This is a genomic window from Limnohabitans sp. 2KL-51 (genome assembly GCF_003063645.1).
Classification (GTDB): domain Bacteria; phylum Pseudomonadota; class Gammaproteobacteria; order Burkholderiales; family Burkholderiaceae_C; genus Limnohabitans_A.
Genome location: NZ_NESJ01000013.1, coordinates 82,302 through 103,860, shown reverse-complemented (window position 1 = coordinate 103,860; position 21,559 = coordinate 82,302). Strand labels below are relative to the sequence as shown.

Annotated in this window: 22 protein-coding genes; 17 read left to right on the top strand and 5 right to left on the bottom strand. The window is 59.9% G+C overall.

Features of this window, described 5'->3' with window-relative positions:
* The first annotated feature begins 202 nt into the window (after positions 1-202).
* From B9Z49_RS14690 to soxA, 6 genes are read left to right on the top strand one after another with little or no spacing between them, the layout of a single operon-like run.
* Positions 203-661: a (2Fe-2S)-binding protein gene (locus B9Z49_RS14690; RefSeq protein WP_108354233.1), complete on the top strand. Its 459-nt coding sequence runs from the start codon at positions 203-205 to the stop codon at positions 659-661.
* Positions 658-2,826, top strand: coding sequence for a xanthine dehydrogenase family protein molybdopterin-binding subunit (locus B9Z49_RS14685; RefSeq protein WP_108354182.1), 2,169 nt, complete (start codon positions 658-660; stop codon positions 2,824-2,826). The genes B9Z49_RS14690 and B9Z49_RS14685 overlap by 4 nt, the downstream gene beginning before the upstream one ends.
* Positions 2,823-3,239 carry a sulfur oxidation c-type cytochrome SoxX gene (gene soxX, locus B9Z49_RS14680; protein ID WP_108354181.1) on the top strand — a complete coding sequence of 139 codons (417 nt, stop codon included), beginning with the start codon at positions 2,823-2,825 and terminating at the stop codon, positions 3,237-3,239. The genes B9Z49_RS14685 and soxX overlap by 4 nt, the downstream gene beginning before the upstream one ends.
* Positions 3,236-3,721, top strand: coding sequence for a thiosulfate oxidation carrier protein SoxY (locus B9Z49_RS14675; RefSeq protein WP_108354180.1), 486 nt, complete (start codon positions 3,236-3,238; stop codon positions 3,719-3,721). Before soxX ends, B9Z49_RS14675 begins: the two co-directional genes overlap by 4 nt.
* Positions 3,722-3,723: 2 nt before the next feature.
* Entirely contained in the window at positions 3,724-4,059 is a 336-nt protein-coding gene (soxZ, locus tag B9Z49_RS14670) for a thiosulfate oxidation carrier complex protein SoxZ (protein WP_108354179.1), read from the top strand.
* 4 nt (positions 4,060-4,063) lie between these two features.
* Complete coding sequence (soxA, locus tag B9Z49_RS14665) at positions 4,064-4,921, top strand: sulfur oxidation c-type cytochrome SoxA (RefSeq protein ID WP_108354178.1); 858 nt, start codon at positions 4,064-4,066, stop codon at positions 4,919-4,921.
* 77 nt (positions 4,922-4,998) lie between these two features.
* Here the strand turns inward: soxA and B9Z49_RS14660 are convergent, their stop codons facing one another.
* From B9Z49_RS14660 to recQ, 3 genes are all read right to left on the bottom strand, one after another.
* Positions 4,999-5,316: a helix-turn-helix domain-containing protein gene (locus tag B9Z49_RS14660; RefSeq protein ID WP_108354177.1), complete on the bottom strand. Its 318-nt coding sequence runs from the start codon at positions 5,314-5,316 to the stop codon at positions 4,999-5,001.
* Positions 5,309-5,635 (bottom strand): type II toxin-antitoxin system RelE/ParE family toxin, encoded by a 327-nt coding sequence (locus B9Z49_RS14655; RefSeq protein WP_108354176.1) that lies wholly within the window; start codon positions 5,633-5,635, stop codon positions 5,309-5,311. The genes B9Z49_RS14660 and B9Z49_RS14655 overlap by 8 nt, the downstream gene beginning before the upstream one ends.
* Before the next feature lie 448 nt (positions 5,636-6,083).
* Positions 6,084-7,967 (bottom strand): DNA helicase RecQ, encoded by a 1,884-nt coding sequence (gene recQ, locus B9Z49_RS14650; protein WP_108354175.1) that lies wholly within the window; start codon positions 7,965-7,967, stop codon positions 6,084-6,086.
* A gap of 437 nt (positions 7,968-8,404) precedes the next feature.
* Here recQ and queC point away from each other — a divergent pair, with 437 nt between their 5' ends.
* Entirely contained in the window at positions 8,405-9,124 is a 720-nt protein-coding gene (gene queC / locus B9Z49_RS14645; RefSeq protein WP_108354174.1) for a 7-cyano-7-deazaguanine synthase QueC, read from the top strand.
* A 23-nt stretch (positions 9,125-9,147) separates the two neighbouring features.
* On the opposite strand, the gene B9Z49_RS14640 is transcribed toward queC, so the two are convergent.
* The gene (locus tag B9Z49_RS14640; RefSeq protein WP_108354173.1) at positions 9,148-9,675 is read right to left on the bottom strand and encodes a MarR family winged helix-turn-helix transcriptional regulator; all 528 of its coding nucleotides are present in this window, start codon (positions 9,673-9,675) and stop codon (positions 9,148-9,150) included.
* 136 nt (positions 9,676-9,811) lie between these two features.
* Between B9Z49_RS14640 and B9Z49_RS14635 the strand changes: the two genes are divergently transcribed.
* Genes B9Z49_RS14635 through B9Z49_RS14600 form a run of 8 tightly spaced genes read left to right on the top strand, consistent with a single transcriptional unit; the run spans position 9,812 to position 18,693 of the window.
* Entirely contained in the window at positions 9,812-11,509 is a 1,698-nt protein-coding gene (locus B9Z49_RS14635) for a dihydroxy-acid dehydratase (RefSeq protein WP_108354172.1), read from the top strand.
* 14 nt (positions 11,510-11,523) lie between these two features.
* Positions 11,524-12,999: an FAD-dependent oxidoreductase gene (locus tag B9Z49_RS14630; protein WP_108354171.1), complete on the top strand. Its 1,476-nt coding sequence runs from the start codon at positions 11,524-11,526 to the stop codon at positions 12,997-12,999.
* Positions 12,996-14,279 carry an aconitase X catalytic domain-containing protein gene (locus tag B9Z49_RS14625; protein ID WP_108354170.1) on the top strand — a complete coding sequence of 428 codons (1,284 nt, stop codon included), beginning with the start codon at positions 12,996-12,998 and terminating at the stop codon, positions 14,277-14,279. Before B9Z49_RS14630 ends, B9Z49_RS14625 begins: the two co-directional genes overlap by 4 nt.
* Positions 14,280-14,287: 8 nt before the next feature.
* Positions 14,288-14,716: an aconitase X swivel domain-containing protein gene (locus B9Z49_RS14620; RefSeq protein ID WP_233254641.1), complete on the top strand. Its 429-nt coding sequence runs from the start codon at positions 14,288-14,290 to the stop codon at positions 14,714-14,716.
* Positions 14,717-14,726: 10 nt separating this feature from the next.
* Positions 14,727-15,689, top strand: a complete 963-nt coding sequence (locus B9Z49_RS14615; RefSeq protein WP_108354168.1) for a tripartite tricarboxylate transporter substrate binding protein — start codon at positions 14,727-14,729, stop codon at positions 15,687-15,689.
* A 30-nt stretch (positions 15,690-15,719) separates the two neighbouring features.
* Positions 15,720-16,700: a tripartite tricarboxylate transporter substrate binding protein gene (locus tag B9Z49_RS14610; RefSeq protein ID WP_108354167.1), complete on the top strand. Its 981-nt coding sequence runs from the start codon at positions 15,720-15,722 to the stop codon at positions 16,698-16,700.
* 34 nt (positions 16,701-16,734) lie between these two features.
* Complete coding sequence (locus B9Z49_RS14605; protein WP_108354166.1) at positions 16,735-17,610, top strand: TauD/TfdA family dioxygenase; 876 nt, start codon at positions 16,735-16,737, stop codon at positions 17,608-17,610.
* A 36-nt stretch (positions 17,611-17,646) separates the two neighbouring features.
* Positions 17,647-18,693: a homocysteine S-methyltransferase family protein gene (locus tag B9Z49_RS14600; RefSeq protein ID WP_108354165.1), complete on the top strand. Its 1,047-nt coding sequence runs from the start codon at positions 17,647-17,649 to the stop codon at positions 18,691-18,693.
* Here the strand turns inward: B9Z49_RS14600 and B9Z49_RS14595 are convergent, their stop codons facing one another.
* A complete protein-coding gene (locus B9Z49_RS14595) occupies positions 18,694-19,440 on the bottom strand; it encodes a tyrosine-protein phosphatase (RefSeq protein ID WP_108354164.1) in 747 nt (248 codons plus the stop codon).
* A gap of 186 nt (positions 19,441-19,626) precedes the next feature.
* Here B9Z49_RS14595 and B9Z49_RS14590 point away from each other — a divergent pair, with 186 nt between their 5' ends.
* Positions 19,627-20,799 carry a PAS domain-containing protein gene (locus B9Z49_RS14590; RefSeq protein ID WP_233254640.1) on the top strand — a complete coding sequence of 391 codons (1,173 nt, stop codon included), beginning with the start codon at positions 19,627-19,629 and terminating at the stop codon, positions 20,797-20,799.
* Entirely contained in the window at positions 20,796-21,464 is a 669-nt protein-coding gene (locus B9Z49_RS14585) for a response regulator transcription factor (protein WP_108354162.1), read from the top strand. Before B9Z49_RS14590 ends, B9Z49_RS14585 begins: the two co-directional genes overlap by 4 nt.
* Positions 21,465-21,559 lie beyond the last annotated feature (95 nt).

The window sequence follows — 21,559 nt, the reverse complement described above, 5'->3', positions numbered from 1 at the left end:
TGCCGATGCGGGGTAAAGGGAGGATTGTGAACCCAAGCCCATGTCTTGGGCCACACCTGAAAAGCGCAACGGCAACCCAAACGCGTCGCATGGGTGACAAAACGGCATGCGCGCAAGGACCTTCTAGGTTTTAGTCAGGTTGCTTTAACCCAGAGATCACGACATAGTGGAATGCAAAGCTTTCACCACGGAGACTGTCCCCATGAAATTAAGCGTCAACGGCAAATCCCACACGCTGGATGTCGAACCCGAAATGCCCTTGTTGTGGGCATTGCGCGATGAACTCGACATCAAAGGCCCCAAATTCGGCTGTGGCGTGGCCCAATGTGGCTCTTGCACCGTCTTGCTCAATGGTGAGCCGGTGCGCTCTTGTACTTACCCGGTCTCGGGTGCTGCGGGGCAAAAGGTCATCACCATCGAAGGCTTGGCCGACAAGGGCCGCTTGCACGCCGTGCAACAAGCCTGGATCGACCACCAAGTGCCTCAGTGCGGTTACTGCCAGGGCGGCCAGATGCTCGCTGCAGTAGCCCTGCTCAAGAAAAAGCCCAAACCCACCGATGAAGACATCGATGCCGCGATGACCAACATTTGCCGTTGTGGCACCTACGCCCGCATGCGCACCGCCATCCACGCCGCTGCCAAGAAAGGGACCCGCGCATGAGCACCCCAGAACTGACCTCCGGCATGGACCGCCGCCATTTCTTAAAGATCTCCAGCACCGCTACGGCGGGCTTGTCGATGGGATTTTTCGTTCCACAAAGCGCCCAAGCGGCCGCAACGCCCCAGCTGAATGTGTGGCTCGAAATCGAGCCCAACGACACGATTGTCATCCGCTACGCCCGCGCTGAAATGGGCCAAGGCAGCATGACTTCTGCGCCCATGATGATTGCCGAGGAGTTGGAGGCCGATTGGAAGAAAGTGCGCGTCGAGTACGCCACAGCGCATGAAAACCTGCGCACCAAACGCGCCTATGGCGACATGGCTTCGGTGGGCAGTCGCACCATCCGCAATTCGCAGGAATACCTGCGCAAAGCGGGTGCCACCGGGCGCGAGATGCTGATCGCCGCGGCTGCCCAGCAATGGGGCGTGCCAGCCAGCGAGTGCAAAGCAGCGCTGAGCAAAGTCACCCACCTGCCCAGCAAGCGCACGCTCAGCTACGGCAAATTGGCCGCAGCGGCCGCCAAGCTGGAAGCCCCCAAAGACGTCAAACTCAAAGACCCCAAAGACTGGACATTGATCGGCAAGTCCATTCCCCGTGTGGATATTCCCGACATCGTGACCGGCCGTGTCAAGTACGGCATCGACGCCCAAGTGCCTGGCATGCTGCACGCGGCCATTGCGGCTTCACCCGTGTTCAACGGCACCGTCAAAAGCATGGACGCCTCCAAGGTGGAAAACCGCAGGGGCATCGTCAAGGTGTTGAATTTGGGCACCTTTGTGGCCGTGGTAGCCGACAACTGGTGGCGTGCCAAAGAAGCGCTTCGCGATGTGGCGGTGGACTGGGATGTGGGCGAGCACGGCACCTTGAGCAGCGCCGCCATCATGGCCCACTTCAAAGCCGGTATGGAGCAACCAGAACTGGCGGTGGCCCGCAACGACGGCAACACGGCTGATGCGCTGAGCAAGGCTGCAAAGGTCATCGAGGCCGAGTACTTCACGCCCTATTTGGCGCACGCCACCATGGAGCCCATGGTGTGTACCGCTTGGCTGCAGGGCGACCAACTCGATGTGTGGTGCTCAACGCAAAACCCGGAATCCACCTTGGCAGTGGCGGCTGCGACAGCAGGCGTGCCCCAGGCCAATGTGAAAGTGCACCCCATGCAATTGGGTGGGGGTCTTGGGCGCAAAAGCCCGCAAGACTTCACGCGCCAAGCCGTCACGATCGCCAAGGCCATGCCCGGCAAGCCCATCAAAATGCTGTGGTCTCGTGAAGAGGAAATCCAGCATGGCTTGTACCGTCCGGCCAGTCTGATGCGTTTCAAGGCGGGCTTGAGCGCCACGGGCAAAGCCGAGGCACTGCACATCCGCGTCAGTGCCCCATCCATCTTGGCCACCTTGCTGAAGCTGCCCTTGCCCAAAGGGGTGGACGGTCAGGCGGTGGCTTGTTTCAACGACCACCCCTACGACATCCCGAACACCTTGGTGGACTATGCCCAGCGCAACACCAATGTGCCCGTGGGTTTTTGGCGCACCGTGGGGCATTCACAAAACCCGTTTGGGCGTGAGTGTTTCATTGACGAGATGGCCCAGGCTGCAGCGCAAGACCCGGTGGCGTACCGCTTGGCCATGCTGCCCAACAACGAAAAGGCCAACCGCGACCGGGCCATCTTGTTGGCCGTGACCAAGGCAGCCGGTTGGGACAAAAAACCGGCACCGGGTGTGTTCCGGGGCGTGGCCGCTACTGACGGTTATGGCAGCTGGACGGCTTGCGTGTGTGATGTCTCGATCAACGCCAAAAACGAGGTCAAGATCCACCGCATCGTGATCGGCATTGACCCTGGTTACGCCGTCAACCCCGACAACATCGTGGCCCAGTTCCAGGGCAGCGTGGTACACGGTTTGACCGCCATCTTCTGGGGCGAAAACACCATCAAGGATGGGCGAGTGGAGCAATCCAACTTCCACGATTACCGCATGATGCGTTTGAACGAAATGCCCAAGGTGGACGTGGTGATTGCCCCCACAGGCGGCTTCTGGGGCGGGGTGGGCGAGCCCGCCCAGGCGCCTTTGGCTCCGGCGGTGGCCAATGCCATTTCGGCCGCTTTGGGCAAACGCATCCGCAGCTTGCCTCTGAAAAACCATGGTTTGACTTTGGCTCGCGCATGACGGTGCTGGGCTTGGCGCGGGTGGGGGCCTTGGTGTGCAGCGCTGGCTGGGGCTGGGCTGCTGCGCAAACGCCTGATGCCCTTCAATCTGGCTCGCCGGATCGGGGCAAAGCCTTGCTTTTGCAAAGACAAGACAGCGGCTGTGCGCTGTGCCACCAAGTGCCGGGTTTGCCTGCGGGTGGTGCACTTGGTCCGTCTTTGGTCGGTTTGGCCGAGCGCAGCACGAAGGCTCAAGCCCGCGAGCGCATCGCCGATGCCCGGCGCTTTAACCCGCAAACCATCATGCCCGCCTATTTCAGTACCGAGGGTTTGAACAAGGTGGCGAACCCCTACAAGGGGCAAACTATTTTGACGGCGCAGGGGCTTGAAGACATCTTGAGTTACCTGTTTTTGCCCAGCAAGGCCACGCCATGAAGTGGCCCACATTGACCCGTCGTGAAGGCTTGCGGCAAGTGCTGCGGGCCGGACTTTATGGGGCTGCTGTTCAGCTGTGGCCCAGCCAAGCCCAAGACATGGCATCGGGCCAGTTGTTGAGCGTGGCGAAAATGATCGAGCCCCTGACCCAAGGCGCTCGTGTGTTAGAGCAAGACGTGAAATGGGTGGCCCCCGTGTTGGCCGACAACGGCACTTTGGTGCCCGTCACGGTTCAAGTGCAAAGCCCCATGACGCCCCAAGACCATGTGACGCATGTTTACCTGTTGTCTCAGCGCAATCCGGTGACCCGCATGGCGGTTTTCCATTTGGGGCCGTGGAACGGACGTGCCGAAGTCAGCACGCGCCTGCGCTTGGCGGGCACCCAGCAAGTGGTCGCTTTGGCACGCCTGTCCAATGGCGAGTTTCGTTATGGCCAGATGGAAATCATCGTCACCGAGTCGGCTTGCGTCGACGCTTCCTGACCATGGCATTTGCACGCATCCAATGGCCTGAACGCGTTCTTGCGGGCGACGTGGTCAAAGTCCGTCTGCTGGTGCAGCACCCCATGGACACGGGTTATCTGCAAGACCTGTTGGGCAAGTTGGTGCCGCGCAACGTGATCCAGTCACTGACTTGCACTTGGGGCCAGCAAGAGGTGTTCCGTGTGGAGCCTTCTTCGGGGATCTCGGCCAATCCTTTGTTTGAATTTTTTGTGCGAGCGGACCAAACGGCCGAAATGCATGTGGCGTGGACCGATGACCGGGGCGTCAAAGGCAGCTTGCGGCAAACATTGCCGGTCTTGCCCAAAAGCAGTCCCTGAGCGCATGGGCATCCGAGCGTTCGCGTCGATGTCCGCAGCAGGGTGTGAGCGCACCTTGATCAAGGTGTGCTTGTTGGTCTTTATGTTCCTCGCGTTGTGGGGGGGCAGTGGGTACGCCGTTGCGCAGACGCCAGAGCCACCCGCACGTAGTTTGCCTTTGTCGCAGCTCAAATCGGGCTTGCATTACTCGGGCAAGGATGTGCAAGCCTTACAAGCGGACGAATTTGCCAACCCCGCCCAACTCTGGCTGAGCCAAGGAGCGCAAGCTTGGGGCCAACCCAGTGCCGCCAACGGCAAATCCTGCGCCAGTTGCCATGGTGCAGTCGCTAGCAGCATGAAAGGCGTCGCCACGCGTTACCCCGCCATCGACGCTGCCAGCGGGCGACTGTTCAACCTCGAAGACCGCATCAACCAATGCACCACGCGCCATCAGCAAGCAGCGCCACACATGTACGATTCTGATGCCTTGCTTGGCTTGAGCCTGCTGGTGACGCAGGCCTCCAAAGGCATGCCCTTGCGGGTAGACATTGGCGGTGCTGCCCGCAGTCACTGGCAAGCAGGAGCGGCTCTGTTTTCACAACGCCAAGGCCAAATGAATTTGTCGTGCGCCCAATGCCATGACCAAAATTTTGGGCAACGCCTGTACACCGACGCGCTCAGTCAAGGGCAGCCCAATGGCTACCCGGTGTACCGTCTGGAATGGCAAAAACCGGGATCGCTGGAGCGGCGCTTGCGCAGTTGTTATGCCGGTATTCGCGCCGAAACCCCGCCTTGGGGTGCCTTGGAGATGCGGCAACTGGCGCTGTACCTGATGTGGCGCGGTGAGGGCTTGCCCATCGAGGTGCCGGCCGTGCGCAAGTGATCAAGCCGACCTATTGCACACCCGTGGCACTTGGGGGCCTTAGGCTTCGAGCTTTTTGACGAATGACCAGTTCGTCGTCACGCTACTTTTTGCGGCACAAACTTTACTTGTAAATCACAGCCAACCGCGGCGGCGTATTTTTTCAAAGTAGCCAACGATGGAGCGTGACGGCCGGCACCCTCCAAGCGCGAAATTGCACTCTTCGTGGTGCCCATGCGCTCTGCGACTGCGTCTTGCGTCAAGCCAGCTTTGGCTCGCGCTTTAAGCATCTGGCTTGCAACGGTGTATTCGAGTTCAAGGCTGTCGTAGGCCTCATTAAATCCCGGGCGTTGCCTTGCAGCCGCCAAAAATTCAGCGTGATTATGAGGAACCGGTTTGTACTTCAAGTCAGCCATGCATCACCTCCTTCAGGCGCTTTCGTGCCATCTTCAATTCGTTGTCAGGGGTCTGCTGCGACTTCTTGATAAACGCATGCAGAACGACGATTCTCTTCCCCATCAAAAAACAATAAAACGCCCGACCAATGCCCGATCGCCCACGCGGACGTAACTCGAACAACCCATCACCAAAAGCGCGTGAATGTGGCAAGCGAAGACTCGGCCCATGCTCCGCGAGAAGTTCAACCAACCGCGCATAGTCGGCCAGAACGTCAACTGGCCATGAATGCACCTCTGCGTAAACGCGCTCATGGAAGTAGTGAATCTCAAACGCCATACTTTATGTTAGCAAAGTTGCTAACCAAGGACAAGTATATTTCATGACGTCTAACGTTCGAGCTAAGCGATGACGATGGTATGAAGGGGATGCGCTGCACGCGGTGCTGTGAGCAGCCGGCAACTACATCCGCTGGCTGCTGCGGATGATCGTCAAGAAAAGACGAGGCCTTTTGTTGTGTCTGTTGCTGGCAAGCGGTTTGGCGAGCTTGCTTGAGAAATTGGGCAAATCTTTGGCCGTACTCAACTGCAAAACTCAGTTCTGCGCTGGAAGCTGGCTTAAAACGAATTTAGCGGAACTCAGTTCGGCGTGTGTTGTACCAGTGTCAAATGAAAGAGGCCGATGTGCCGACGTTTTCTCAATGCTCGCCAATGGGCTCAGGGTGTCGGCCTTTATAAAAACGCAGCGCTCAGGGTCTTCAGTGGCCCCGCCCCAACCGCAAAGTCCCTCAAACCGCCCCATTGCAAACCTGCAGCACCTGCGCGCCATAGGCCTCGAGCTTCTTCACACCCAGCCCACTAATGCCTTGCAGGTCGCCCAAACTTTGCGGGGCGCTCTCGGCAATGGCCGCCAGCGTCGCGTCATGAAAAATCACATACGCGGGCAGATTGTGTTCTTTGGCCACTTCGGCGCGCCAGGCCTTGAGGTTGATGTAACGCACCATCGCGTCTTGCCCCAGGTTGGCCGCTGCAGGCGCTGGGCCGCTGCGGGTGCGGCTTTTTTTGTCGCTGCGTTGGCTGGTGCTCTCACGCAATTGCACGGGCACGTCGCCTTTGAGCACGGCGCGTGACGGCTCGGTCAGGTGCAGGGTGCTGAAGCCGTCTTCGGTGTGCACATGCAAAGCGCCAATGGCGATCAGCTGGCGCATCACGGCGCGCAGTTGCTGCTCGCTGTAGTCGGCCCCCAGGCCAAAGGTGCTGATGCTCTCGTGGCCGCGCTGAACCACCTTCTCGGTTTTCTTGCCCCGCACGATGTCCATGGTGTGGGCCGCGCCAAAGTGGTGGCCACTGCTTTGGTGGGTTCGGTACACGGTGGACAGCAGCTTGCGCGCCGCGTCGGTGCCGTCCCACACCTCTGGCGGGTGTAGGCAGTTGTCGCAGTTGCCGCAAAACGGCATGTAAACGCCCTGCGCACTGTCCTTTTGGCTGGCATAGCTCTCGCCGAAGTAACCCAACAAGCGCACACGGCGGCAGTCGGTCGCCTCGGCTAGGCCCAGCAGGGCGTCGAGCTTGCCGCGCATGACCTGCTTGAACTCTTCCCCTGCAGGGCTCTCGTCGATCATGCGGCGCTGGTTCACCACGTCTTGCAGGCCATAGGCCATCCACGCGTCAGAAGCCAGGCCATCGCGCCCGGCGCGGCCAGTTTCCTGGTAATAGCCTTCGATGTTCTTGGGCATGTCCAGGTGGGCCACAAAGCGCACATCCGGCTTGTCGATGCCCATGCCAAAAGCCACCGTGGCGACCATCACCACGCCGTCTTCGCGCAAAAATTCGTTTTGGTGGCGCTGACGCACCGCGGCGTCCAGGCCCGCGTGGTAAGGCAGCGCATGGATGCCCGACTCGCACAGCATGACCGCGATTTCTTCGACCCGCTTGCGCGACTGGCAATAGACCACGCCCGCTTCTTCGGGGTGCTCGCGCTCGATGAAGCGCAGCAGCTGGGTGCTGGCTTCTTTCTTCTCGACGATGGTGTAGCGGATGTTGGGCCGGTCAAAGCTGCTGATGAACAGCTCGGCGCTTTCCAGCTGCAGCCGTTCGACGATGTCGGCACGCGTGAGCGCATCGGCCGTTGCCGTGAGCGCCACACGCGGCACGCTGGGGTAGCGCTCGTGCAGCACCGACAGGCCCCGGTACTCGGGCCGGAAGTCGTGGCCCCACTGGCTCACGCAATGCGCTTCGTCGATGGCAAACAGGCTGAGCAGCCCGCGCTCTTGCAGCGAGTCCATTTGCGCCAGAAAACGCGAGGTGGTCACGCGTTCGGGTGCGGCATACAGCAGCGTGATCTCACCGCGCAACAGGCGGCGCTCGATGTCGCTGGATTCTTCGCTGGTCAGGGTCGAGTTGAGAAACGCAGCGCTCACACCCGCTTCGTGCAGCGCGCCCACTTGGTCGTGCATCAGCGCGATCAGCGGCGAGACCACCACCGTGATACCTTGGCCTGCACGCTGACGCGCAATGGCCGGGATTTGGTAGCACAGTGATTTGCCACCACCTGTGGGCATGAGTACCAGTGCATCGCCCCCAGCGGCCACGTGGTCGATGATGGCTTGTTGTGGGCCGCGAAAGGCGTCGTAGCCAAAAACTTCGCGCAGGATGGGGAGGTGGGGGGACACTGGGGTTTGGTGGCTTTTTGAAGGCTTGATTGTCCGCTATTGATGGGGTGGGTTTTGCGGTTGTTGCGTGAGTTTGTGTCGTCTGAGTTTGGCGGGTGTGGTGTGGGTGGAGGAGGGCGGGCCCAAGGTTCCTCATACGGCGGGGGTACGCCCAAATCGTCACCCTGGGCCCGCCCTCCCCCCTCACACACAAGACCATGGGCTGCGAGGCCTAACGCCCATACGGCCAACGTTTATTGCCAACAAGGACAGTTGTCACTGTCAGCAAGGAATGCGTTCAACACCAGCAAAACTGACGACCACCACCAGCGTTTGGAATGGGGCGGCGGCGGGCGACGATTTCTGTGTACCCGCAGTATGAGGAGCCCGCCGCCGCCCCATTCCAAATGCGCACCCCAAACGATTCCCCTGCATGGACAGCGTTACCATCCCAGCCCATGCACACCTCCGCCCTCGTCCTGTTTTCCGGTGGCCAAGACTCCACCACCTGCCTGGCCCATGCCTTGTCACGTTACGAGCGCATCGAAACCTTGGCGTTCGACTATGGTCAGCGCCACAGGGTCGAGTTGGACGCCCGGCTGAACGTGCTGGCCGGCATCAAAGCGCGATTCCCGCAATGGGCCCCCAAGATGGGTGAAGACCACCTGCTGGACGCTGGCATCCTGGGCCAGATCAGCGAAACCTCTTTGACCCGCGACATGGCCATTGAAATGGAAAGTTCGGGCCTGCCCAACACCTTTGTGCCGGGGCGTAATTTGCTGTTCCTCACGCTGGCCGCCGCTTTGGCGTACCGCCGGGGCTTGCAGGTCATCGTCACCGGCGTGTGCGAGACCGATTTTTCGGGCTACCCCGACTGCCGCGACGACACCATGAAGGCCATGCAGGTTGCCCTGTCGCTGGGTATGGACCGCAAACTGCTGATCGAAACCCCGCTCATGTGGATCGACAAGGCGCAGACCTGGCAACTGGCGCACGATTTGGGCCAAAAGGCCGACCCGGCGCAAGGCGGGCAGGCGCTGGTGGATTTGATCGTGGAGCACACCCACACCTGCTATTTGGGCGACCGCACCCAGCGTCACGACTGGGGTTATGGCTGCGGCCAGTGCCCGGCTTGCCAGCTCAGGGCAGCGGGTTTTGATCGGTATTTGCAGTCCTGAGACGGGATTGCTTGGGGATTCCTTCAGGGTTCCTGATTCATGAAGGGCGTTTGAGCCTCGATGCGTCTGAGCAGAGACCACAGTTGCTCGATTTCGACTTCTGAAAACGCGGCCAACAACCGCTCTTGCCGGGCCATGGCCGATTGGCAGAGTTCTTCATAAACCTTCAGGCCCTGCGGAGTGAGTCGGGCTATGGCCGCACGGCCCCGACTTCGGGTTTGTTCCACCTCAACCAAACCTTGTAGCGTCAAAACCTTCAGACTTTTGCTGGCTGCCGCGTAATCCAGATCGGCCATTTCAGAGACTTCTCGCACGATGCGGTGAGAGCTTTCGCCAATCGCCATCATCGTGCGCCACTCGGCCATGCCCAGATTGTGTTGTTTGCGGTAATGGTTCGATGCGCCGTTGGCCAGTCGATTGGCCACACCCATGATGTAAGCCGCAATGAACCGGTTGACTTCTGCCTTGTGGCCCGCCACAGGCGGCGGCTTGCGCGCGGCTCGTGCTGGCGCCGCGTCGGTTTCGGTCAGAGGGGGTGGCTTTCGGGGCATGTTGAATTTTTATAACTAACGACAACCGATTGTGAAGCATGTCGCGCAGGTGAAAGTGATGATTGACAGTTCATTTATGGACATGTCAAGATAAAGAACATTCATGCACTCTACGCCATCCATTTCAAGGATTTCAATGTCTCGCCCATTGCGCAGTAATTTTCCAAGAGGCTCCTATTTATGGGCGGTTCGAAATGCCCAGTGGCAAGTGTTGGGTATTCCTGAAGAAGACTGCGAAAAACCCAAGATTGCCATCGTCAACAGTTCTTCAGGCTTGGCGGCCTGTTTTTCGCATCTGGATGGCATCGTGCCCGTGCTCAAAGACGCCATCCGGGCAGCGGGCGGTGTGTCTTTTGAAATCCGTACCGCGGCCCCCAGCGACTTTGTGGTCGCGCCGGGGGCCAAAGGCGCTTACATGCTGGTGTCGCGGGATTTGGTGACCAATGACATCGAGGTCGCCGTCGAAGGTGCATTGCTCGACGGCATGGTGTGCCTGACTTCCTGCGACAAAACCGTGCCGGGTCAGTTGATGGCGGCAGGCCGCTTGAACATCCCCACCCTGATGGTGGCCTGCGGTTACCAACCCAGCGGCCAGTACAAGGGCCAACATGTGGACATCGAAGATGTGTTTGTGGGGGCAATGCACGCCCAAATGGGACATTTGCCCATGGAAGACCTGATTGGCATGAGCCGAGAGGCCATCAAGGGGCCGGGCGTGTGCTCGGGTTTGGGCACGGCCAATTCGATGCACATCGTGTGTGAAGCACTGGGCATGGCATTGCCGGGCACCACGCCGGTGGCAGCCAACAGCCCGCAGATGTTCGAGGCGGTGCGCCTTGCAGGCCAGCGCATTGTGCAAATGGTGCAGGAGGACCTCAAACCGCGCGACATCATGACGGCCGAGGCCTTTGCCAACGCGGTGCGGTCCATCTTGTCGGTGGGCGGCTCCATCAATTGCATCAAGCACCTGCAAGCCATTGCCACCGAGTCCGAATGTGATGTGGATGTGTATGGGCTGTTCAACCGCTTGGCGCAAGACACCCCGGTGCTCAGCGCCATCCGGCCCGTGGGTGATCGTTTTATTGAGGAATACGAAGCGGCTGGCGGTGCGCGTGCCACGCTCAAGCAGCTCGAATCGCTGCTGGATCGGGATGTGATGACGGTGACGGGTCAGACCTTGGGTCAGAACCTGAGCGGTGTGCGTGTGGCCGACGAAGATGTGATCCGGCCCATGAGTCGCCCGGTGGCCAACAAGCCCGCCATCGTGCTGCTGCGCGGCAGTCTGGCGCCCGATTACGGCATTGTCAAAACCGGCATCATCGAGCGCAAAAGTCGCCAGTACACCGGGCCAGCGATTTGCTTTTCTGCCGCAGATGACGCCATTGCGGCCTTGCAGCGCCAAGACATTCGGCCCGGTCATGTGGTGGTCATGCGGGGGGCGGGCGTGACCGGGGGCCCCGGCATGGGTGGCGGCTCATCCAAAGTGGTGTTCGCCATCGATGGCGCCGGTCTGGGTTCCGACGTGGCCTTGATCACCGATGGCCATTTGTCAGGGCTGGTCTGCAAAGGCCTGGTGGTGGCCGAGGTGTCACCCGAGGGTGCGGTGTGTGGCCCTTTGGCCTTGGTCGAAGACGGCGACATGATCAGCATCGACCTGGACTCACAGCGTTGCGACTTGCTGGTGGACGAGGCCGTGCTGGCAGAAAGAAAGCGGCATTGGACACCACCCAAAAAACAATTCGACAAAGGTTGGCTGCAGATTTACCGTCGCAACGTCAGTTCACTGGCCCATGGCGCGGTGCTCATTGAGCCCCACGCTTCAAACCGAAAATAAGAAAGTCAAGGCTCATGAAAGACAGCAAAGTCATCACCACCGAACGCACGGCCGAGCGGATTTTGGTGTCCGACATTTTTGGCCGCGATGGCCAAAAGGCGCAACGCCCGGACCACGGATTTTGGGAAGAAAAAGGACGCCGCATCCCGATTTACCACCGCTGCGATGTGTTGGTGGTCGGCGGTGGCCCCTCGGGCACGGCCGCGGCCGCAGCAGCTGCCCGGGAAGGGGCAGATGTGACTTTGCTGGAGCGCTACAACCACCTGGGTGGCTTGTCCACCGGGGGGCTGGTGATTTGGATCGACCGCATGAGCGATTGGACAGGTCAGCTGGTCATTCGCGGATTTGCCGAAGAATTGTTTGACCGTTTGCCTGCTGATGCGGTGGCCGGACCTGACCCGAGTGAATGGGGCTCGACCGACAGCAGCAAAACCGCGCATTGGTCGCAGCGCACGGCGTCGTACCATGGCGTGGTCACCTGGTCACCCACCGTGGACCCGGAGCGCTTGAAGCTGCTGAGTCAGGAGATCATCTTGGAACGTGGCGTCAAACTGGTCTACCACTCGTGGGCCGCCTTGCCCATCGTGGAAGACGGCGCCGTCAAAGGCGTGGTGTTCGAGAGCAAGGAAGGCCGCATGGCGATCATGGCCAAGGTGGTGATCGATGCCACGGGCGATGGTGATTTGTTTGGCCGTGCAGGTGCCGAGTTTGACACCGACATCGAAGAAGCCGATGTGCACCACAGTATGAATACCGCCTTTATGCTGGGGGGCGTGGACATGAACCGCTGGATTGCCTTCAAGGCAGGGCAGCCCGATGCCTTCACGGCGTTCATGGCCAAAGGGCGCGCGGAATGTGGTTTGTTTGAGCGGCCCTTTGTGTCCTGGCGCAACGAAGTGGCCTTGTTCATGGGGCCACGCCAAACCGGCTATTCGGCGCTCGATGTGGACGACCTCACCACGGTCGAAGTGCGCTCGCACCAAGCCATGGAGCAGCATCTGAATTACTACAAGCAAAATGCCCCGGGCTTTGAAAATGCCTTCATGATGCTCAGCGCCCCGCAGATCGGGGTGCGACACACGCGCCGGCTCAAAGGGGTGGGCGCGGTGCTGCGTTCGCAGTGGCCTGCCGGTGTGGCCCTGCCCGACGAAGTGGGGGTGTCGCCCGCCGTGTCTCCTGCCTTTCCAAACATTTCCATCCCGTATGGCGCCCTGGTGCCTGCCACCTTGGACGGCTTGCTGGCGCCTGGACGCCATTTGTCTTGCGACAAGAATTCGCACGGCTTCATGCGCGAAATTCCCCAGTGCTGGATCACGGGCCAGGCTGCCGGCGTGGCCGCTGCCTTGGCGGTGGCGCAGGGTGTTGAGCCGCGCGCGGTGGACATGGTGCAGCTGCAATCGCGTTTGCAAAAGCAAGGCGTTTATCTGCGGCCACAGGCGCAGGCCAGCGTGTGCCCAGATACAGCCACAGCCACCGAAAGCGCCACATGAAACTCACGGCGCAAGAAAAAGCCATGTTCGATGGCGCGCAAGGCCCGGCCGTGCAAAAAGCCATGGACTTGCTGGTCCGATATGGCCGCGCTTTGGGTGCCGAACGATTGGTTGAAACCAACAATGTGGTGGCCTCGGTGAGTGCGACCACGCCCTTCATGCGCGACTTTGCCCGCCAAAACGGCGGCATGGACGCGGTGTTCTCGCAGTTCAGCTTGGACAGCGACGAGGTGGTGAAAATTCCGAAAATCAAGGCCTTCACCACCCATACACAGCTGGGTTTTGATCCGGAGCAGGCCGCCCGCATGGGGGTGGACGAAGAGGCGGTGCATTTTTTTCGCAAGGGCGAGGCCTTCACCACGGGTCTGGGCATTCAGGCCACCAACACCTGCACGCCTTATCAGGTGGGCAACATCCCGACCCGTGGCGAGCACTGCGCCTGGATGGAGTCGTCGGCGGTGGTCTATTGCAACTCGGTGCTCGGCGCACGCACCAACACCGAAGGCCGTGAAAGTGTGGGCGCTGCCATGCTCACCGGCCGCATTCCTTATTGGGGTTATCACCTCGATGAAAACCGCTTGGGCACCCACCTGATTGAGGTGGCCACGCCCATTGAATCCACCGCAGACTGGGGTTTGCTGGGCTACTGGATCGGCGACAAAGTACAGGAAAAAGTTCCGGTGGTCACGGGCATCGGCAAAACGCCCAACCTGGCCCGGCTCAAGCATTTTGGCGCCTCGGCTTCATCGTCAGGGGGCGTGGAGATGTACCACATCGTGGGCATCACACCCGAGGCGATGACCCTAGAGCAGGCCTTTGGCCAGCGCAAGCCGACAGAGGTGTTCCGCTTTGATGCGCGTGAAAAACAAGGCATTTTGGACAAACTCAACAGCACCGGAAAAGACACGAAAGTGGACTACGTGATGCTGGGTTGCCCGCACTACAGCATGGAGCAGTTGTGGGAGCTGACACAACTGATCGAGGGCCGACAAGTCCACCCCGATTGCGAGTTGTGGATTTTCACGCCACGCAGCACCAAGGCCTTGTGTGACCAAAACGGCTTCACCCGCATCATTGAAGCCGCCGGTGGGCACATCCTGTCGGACAGTTGCTCGGCCATGAGCCGGGCCATGCCCAAAGGCACGCGGGTGGTGGCCATGGATTCAGCCAAGCAAACCCATTACCTGCCCGCCATTCTGGGTGTGCAAGCCTGGTTCGGCAGTACCGCCGATTGCGTGGAAGCCGCGTGCACAGGACGCTGGCAAGGGGGGCTGAAATGAGTGATGCGATGACCAAAATCATTTTGCGCGGTCGCTGTGTGGTGCCTGGCGTGAGCGAAGGCGAAGCGCTGGTCACCGGTCAGCAGATATCGGGTTGGGGTGGCATTGATTCACGCACTGGCACGATCGTAGAAACACGCCACGAGTTACGTGACATCAGTTTTGCGGGCAAGGTGCTGGTTTTTCCGGGAGCCAAAGGCTCTTCAGGTTGGTCCAATGCCTTTCACCTGACGCGCACCTTTGGCGTGGCCCCCGCGGCCATGCTGTTCAACGAAATGACCACCAAGGTGGCGCTGGGTGCGGTGGTCACCCGTGCGCCGTGCATGACCGACTTTGACCACAACCCGCTCGATGTGATTGAGACCGGCGATTGGGTTCGGGTCGACGCGGATCAAGGCGTGGTGGAAATCACCAAACGTTTACCCTCTCAAGCATAGGAGTTTTAGCATGCGTTCATTTTTTCGCTTTTCTTCATGGGTGTTGATGGCCTGCTGCTGGAGTTGGGGCTCTGCGATGGCGGCTGATTTTCCGACCAAAACCGTGCGGCTGGTGGTGCCTTTTCCGCCTGGCGGTGCCACGGATGCCTTGGCTCGTTTGATGGCAGAAAAACTGAGTGACAAGTGGAAGCAACCGGTCATCGTGGAGAACAAGCCCGGCGCCAACACGGCCATCGGCACCGATGTGGTGGCCAAGTCTGCGCCCGACGGGCATGTGTTGGGCATCGTCACCGGATCGCATGTGACCAACCCCTTGTTGGGTGCCAAATTGCCGTACGACACGCTCAAGGACTTGACGGGTGTGATGATGCTGACGCGGTTTCACATGGGCATTTATGCGCACCCCTCCGTGCCCGCAAACACGCCGGCAGAATTGATCGAACTGGCCAAGCAAAAACCGCCATTGGCCTATGCCGCAGCCACCACCCAGTCGTATTTGGGCATGAGTTTGCTCAACATGATGACCAAAACCTCCATGGAATACGTGGCTTACAAAGGCAGTGCGCAGGCCATCAACGATGTGCTGGGCGGTCACATCAAGCTCATGATCGATCCGGTCTTGCACAGCACCTTGCAGCATGTGCAGGCGGGCAAGCTCAAGCTGATCGGCACGCTCAGTACCAAACCTGCCGATTTAACCCCCAATACGCCAGCCTTTGGCAGGCTGGTGTCTGGCTACGATTTTTCAGGGGTGTTTGGTCTGGTGGCTCGTGGAGGCACGCCTTCGGCGCTGGTCAGGCAAATCCGCAACGACTTTGCCAGCGTGATGCAAATGCCCGAGGTGGCCGAGCGCATCCGTTCGATCGGGCAAGAAGCGATCACGTCTACCCCTGAGGAATACAACGCCTACATCCTTGACGAGATGAAAAAGTGGGCTCCGGTGGTGCAAGCCACGGGCGCCAAGATTGATTGACATTGAACCCCTTACAGAACAGGAGACCCCATGACATACCCTATTTCTCGCCGTTCTTTTGGCTTGAGCCTGTCGGCTGTAGCCGCAACGGCTGTTGCGCCGCAAGCGTTTGCGCAGCCCGGCTTTCCCAGCAAACCCGTGACCCTGATCGTGCCCAATGCCCCGGGTGGCGCCATCGACATCCTGGCACGTTCGCTGCAGCTGCACCTGCAGTCCGTGTGGGGACAATCGGTCATCGTTGAATACAAACCCGGCGCAGGCACGGCGTTGGGCACTGACTTTGCATCCAAGGCTGCACCTGATGGGCACACGTTGTGTTTGGTGGCCACCCCGCATGTGATCAACCCGGCCATGCGTCAATTGCCGTTTGACACCGTCAAAGATCTCTCGGGCATCACCATTTTGGGCACGTCCAATGTTCTCATTTCAGCCACGTCCGCTTATCCGGCCAACACCCTCAAGGATGCGGTCGATCTGATTAAGAAAAATCCGACCAAGTTCGCCTATGCCAGTCCGGGCAGTGGCAGCTCCATGCACTTTGCGATGGAATTGCTCAAGCAACGTGCGGGCATTGAGTTGTTGCATGCCCCCTTCAAGGGCAGCGGCCCGGCTTACCCGGAAGTGTTTTCCGGGCGCATCGACTTTTTGGTGGATCCCTTGTTCTCCAGCTTGCCGCATGTGAAGTCAGGCAAGCTCAAACCAATCGCGGTCACAGGACCGCGCCGTTCACCTTTGGCACCCGAAATTCCCACAGTGGCCGAGCTTTATCCTGGCTTCAATGTGCAAAGTATGTTTGGCATGGTGGTGGCCAGTGGTACCCCCCGTGCCGTGGTTCAAAAAATCTATGCCGACTTGATCACCGTCCTGAAAAAGCCCGAAGTGATTGAAAAAATGGCCGCTTTGGGCTTGGAGCCCAATCCGATCACACCCGAACAGTTCGATGTGACCATCAAGGAAGACATCGAGCGCTGGACCAAGCTGGTCAAAAGCGCGAACATCAAACTGGATTGAACCCCAGCCCACCAGCAGTTAGACGGGTCACAGCATGCACATTGAACAACGCTCGCCTTTTGCCGGCCGTGTCAAGGGTATCGACTTGGCGCAGATCTCGCCTGCATTGGCAGAAGACATCCGCTCAGCGATGGATCTGCACGGTGTTCTGGTGTTTCCGGGGCAGAACTTGAGTCAGGATGCGCAAATCGCATTCGCGCAGGCCATGGGGCCGCTGGAGTTGGGTTTCCGAAGAATCAAGACGGGTGCACACCGCTTGAAATACAACGAGCTGGCCGATATCTCCAACGTCACGACCGATGGCGAAATAGCGGCCCGCGAGCACACCAAGATCGTCAGCAACTTGGCCAATCAGCTCTGGCACAGCGACAGCTCTTTCCAGAAGCCCCGTGCCAAGTACTCCATGCTGTCGGCTTCGGTGGTGCCCGCATTTGGGGGGGAGACCGAGTTTGCCGATTTGCGCCTGGCCTATGACGCCCTGCCGGACTGGCGAAAAGCTCAGGTGGCCGGATTGAACGCGGTGCATTCGGCCCTGCATTCGCGCTTCGTATTGGGCGATACGCAGTACACGCCGGAACAAATCGCCATGTTTCCGCCCGTGTTGTGGCCCTTGGTGCAAACCGATCCACGCACAGGGCGAAAAATCCTGTTTGTCGGTGCGCACATCCGTGAAATCCAGGGCATGGTCTTGGCTGAAAGTCGTTTGTTGGTCATGGACTTGCTGGAGCACGCCACACAGCGGGACTTTGTCTATTCCCACCAATGGCAAGTGGGTGACTTGGTGATGTGGGACAACACCGCCACCGTGCACCGCGGTCGTTACTTTGATTTGAGTGAACGCCGTGAATTGCGGCGCGCCACCACCCAAGAGGTACAAACCTCGCCAGAGGCGCAGGCATTACCAGTCTGAAAATGGAGGGCGTTCAGAGGTTTTTACAATAGAGGCATGAAACCCCTGATTTACACCCGCGCTCAGGCGCTGCCCGACATCCTCAAAAACCGCATCGCCATCCTGGACGGGGCCATGGGCACCATGATCCAGCGCTTCAAACTGTCTGAGGCCGACTACCGGGGCGAGCGTTTCAAGGACTTCCCCAAAGACGTCAAGGGCAACAACGAGCTGCTGAGCCTGACCCGCCCCGATGTGATCCGCGACATCCACGAAGGCTATCTTGCCGCCGGGGCCGACCTGATCGAGACCAACACCTTTGGCGCGACCACCGTGGCCCAAGCCGACTACGACATGCAACACCTCGCCCGCGAGATGAACCTGCAGTCCGCCAAATTGGCCCGCGCCGCCTGCGACAAGTTCTCCACCCCCGACAAGCCGCGATTTGTGGTCGGCGCTCTGGGCCCCACGCCCAAGACCGCCAGCATCAGCCCTGACGTGAACGACGCCGGTGCCCGCAACGTTACTTTTGAAGAGTTGCGCGCTGCCTATTACGAACAGGTCGAAGCCTTGGTGGAAGGTGGCTCGGACGTGCTGCTGGTCGAAACGATTTTTGACACGCTCAACGCCAAGGCCGCGCTGTTTGCCATCGAGGAATTTTTTGAAGCCAGCGGCCAGCGCCTGCCCCTCATCATCAGCGGCACCGTGACCGACGCTTCGGGCCGCATCTTGAGCGGCCAGACCGTGACCGCGTTTTGGCACAGCGTGCGCCACGCGCAGCCCTTGGCCATTGGCCTGAACTGCGCCTTGGGCGCGACGCTGATGCGCCCCTACATTCAAGAGTTGAATAAGGTCGCGGGCGATACCTTCATCAGCTGTTACCCCAATGCCGGTTTGCCCAACCCCATGAGCGACACCGGTTTTGACGAAACGCCCGAAGTCACCAGCCGTTTGCTGCACGAGTTTGCCGCCGAAGGCCTGGTCAACATTGTGGGTGGCTGCTGCGGCACCACGCCCGAGCACATTGGTGCCATTGGCAAAGCCGTTGCACCTTTGGCACCGCGCAACGTGCATGGCGGGTTCTTTTACAAAGAAGCGGCCTGATCAGTCTTCCAGAAGCATCTGCTGGAGCTCGGCCAGTTCTTGTGGGCTGAGTCCAATCGCCCCGTTTAAATAGGCCTGGATGCCGCCATGCTGCTGATCCACGGCCTCAAAAGCCGCATGTAAGAACTCGGGCTGCACTTGCCACAGCACCTTCATCACATGGGGGTGCCCTGATCCCTCAAGGCGGTTATCTCGTTTGTACAGCTGGTTTGTCAGCAAATAGTCGTGTTCGATGGTTGCGCGGTCCACGCCCAGTGCTGACAACAGCAGCGCCGCGGCAAAACCCGTGCGGTCCTTGCCTGCGGTGCAATGAAACACCTGCGGTGTGGGCTGCTCCAGCAAGTGCTTTAAAAAACGGCCAAAGGTGATTGCGTTGTGGTTCACAAAATCACGGTAGGTCTCTTCCATCAGCGCCACGGTCTCTTCGGTGGTGGGCACGATGCCTTGCGCCACCAAGGCTTGCATGCGGGCGATGACGGTGGGCTCGATGGTCAGCGCCAAGCGTTGCACGCCGGGAATCGCATAAGGCGTGGCAGTGGATTCGGCTGCGCCGCGAAAGTCCAAACTGTGCCCGATGCCCAAGGACGCCAAGCGCACCAAATCTTCTGGTGTCAAGCCCGCCAAATGGTCGGAGCGAAACACTTGGCCGCGCCGCACGCAGCGGCCTGCGGCATTGCGGTAGCCGCCGACATCGCGAAAGTTCGAAGCGCCTTGCAACAGCGCAGTGGGTACCGGGGTCATGGCCATCCAATCAGCAGTCAAAACATCGTGTCACAGCTCCCATTGTCGCGTCCAGTACCTTAACGGGGTGGTGCCCCAGGCGACAAAGCCCATGGGGCTCAAGGTCAACCGTCCGCACGCATGGCACACGGCTTGCTAGTCATGTGCATGAACCTTGAACGACCTCCTTCGCAGCCAGTAATTGGCGGTGTCATGGGCGTCACCGACGCTTGGCGCGACCCCTTAGGTTTGATGTTGGCCTCTACCGGTGAGGGGGTTTTCGGTGTTGATTTGGACGGGCTGTGCGTCTTCATCAACCCTGCCGGGGCCCGCATGATCGGCCTGCAACCCGAGCAGGTGCTGGGCCAAAACATGCATGTGCTGACGCATCACGCCCATGCCGATGGCTCGCATTACCCCTTGGACGACTGCCCGATTTACAACGCTTTTCGGCGCGGTGAGCCCTGCCGCATCGACAGCGAAGTGTTTTGGCGGGCAGAAGGCAACAGCTTTCCGGTGGAGTATTCGAGTTACCCGGTTTTTGACCAAGGTCAGGTGCGCGGTGCGGTGGTCACCTTTGTGGACATCACCGAACGCAAGCTGGCCGAACATGCTTTGCACCAGGCCAAGAACGAGTTGGAGCTGCGGGTGGCCGAACGCACGCAGGCGCTGGAAACCGCCTTGCAACAATTGCGCGAACTGGCCGCCTGGTCCGAGGCGGTGCGTGAAGAAGAGCGCACCCGCATCGCCCGTGAGGTGCACGACGAGTTGGGCAGCTTGCTGGTGGCCCTGAAGATGGATGTGGGTTGGCTGGACAAGCGCTTGTCCGAGCAGGAACAACGCGCAGCCCAAGAGGCGCAAAGCATGCGCGAGAAGATGCGGGCCAAGTGTCAGAACATGAGCCGTTTGATCGAGAACGCGGTGGTCAATGTGGGCCGCATCATCACCGACCTGCGTCCCAGTATCCTGGACCACCAGGGCCTTTGGGGAGCTTTGGAGTGGCAGGCCCAGGAGTTTGTTCAGTCTGCAGAACAGCAACTGAAGTGGTGCATGGAAGTCAATGAGCAGCGGGAGTTGCCTGAACCCATGGCCATGGCGGTGTTTCGCATCTTTCAGGAGATGCTCAGCAACGTGGGCCGCCACGCCCGGGCGCACACGGTGGATGTGGACATCGTGGAGCGCGAGGGCTGGCTGCATCTGTCGGTGGAAGACGATGGTTGCGGCGCCTTGTCGCAGGCCTTTGAGTCGGCGCAGGCCTACGGCATCATGGGCATGCGCGAGCGGGCTCGCCACTTTGGCGGCGTGATCGACATCGACAGCGCGCCAGGTCGGGGCACGCGCATGCGCCTGTCCATGCCCTTGACTGCCCAAGAGGTGGCCCCATGAACGCCGCCGTGCGTGTGCTGCTGGGTGACGACCACAAGATCGTGCGTGAAGGCCTGAAGATGGTGCTGGCCGACGACCCCGCCTTGCAGGTCGTGGCCGAGGCCGACACCGGTCCCGGCGTGCTGGACGAGGTGCACAAGCTGCAGGGCCAGCTGGGCATCGATGTGGTCTTGCTCGACATCGCCTTGCCGGGCATGGACGGGCTGAATGTGCTGCAAGCGCTACGGCGTGACTGGCCGGGCCTGCCCGTGCTCATGCTCAGCACCTACCCCGAAAAACAATACGCGGTGCGCTGCATTCAGCTGGGCGCATCGGGTTACCTGAACAAAAGCACCGACCCGGATGAACTGATGGCCGCGCTGCGCCGCGTGGCCGCAGGCGGCATGCACGTCACGCCCGCCACCGCCGAGGCCTTGGCCAGTATGGTCAGCCAGGGTCGCACCAAAACAGGGATCGACATGCTGTCGCACCGCGAGCACCAGGTCTATCTTTTGTTGACCCAAGGCCACACGGTGAGCGAAATTGGTGCACAGCTGAGCTTGGCCCCCAACACCGTGAGCACTTACCGTGCACGCATTCTTGAAAAGACCGGCACCAAGAACGACGTGGAGCTGGCTTTGTATGCGCAAAGCCACGGCGCCGACCCCGGCGGCGGCGTGCGCTGAACGGGAATGCTCAAGGCGGTGGGGTGCTGTTGTAGTGCCAACCCTACAAGACGTCGACAAGCGGACCACGAAATCGCCATTTGGCCAGGCCTAGG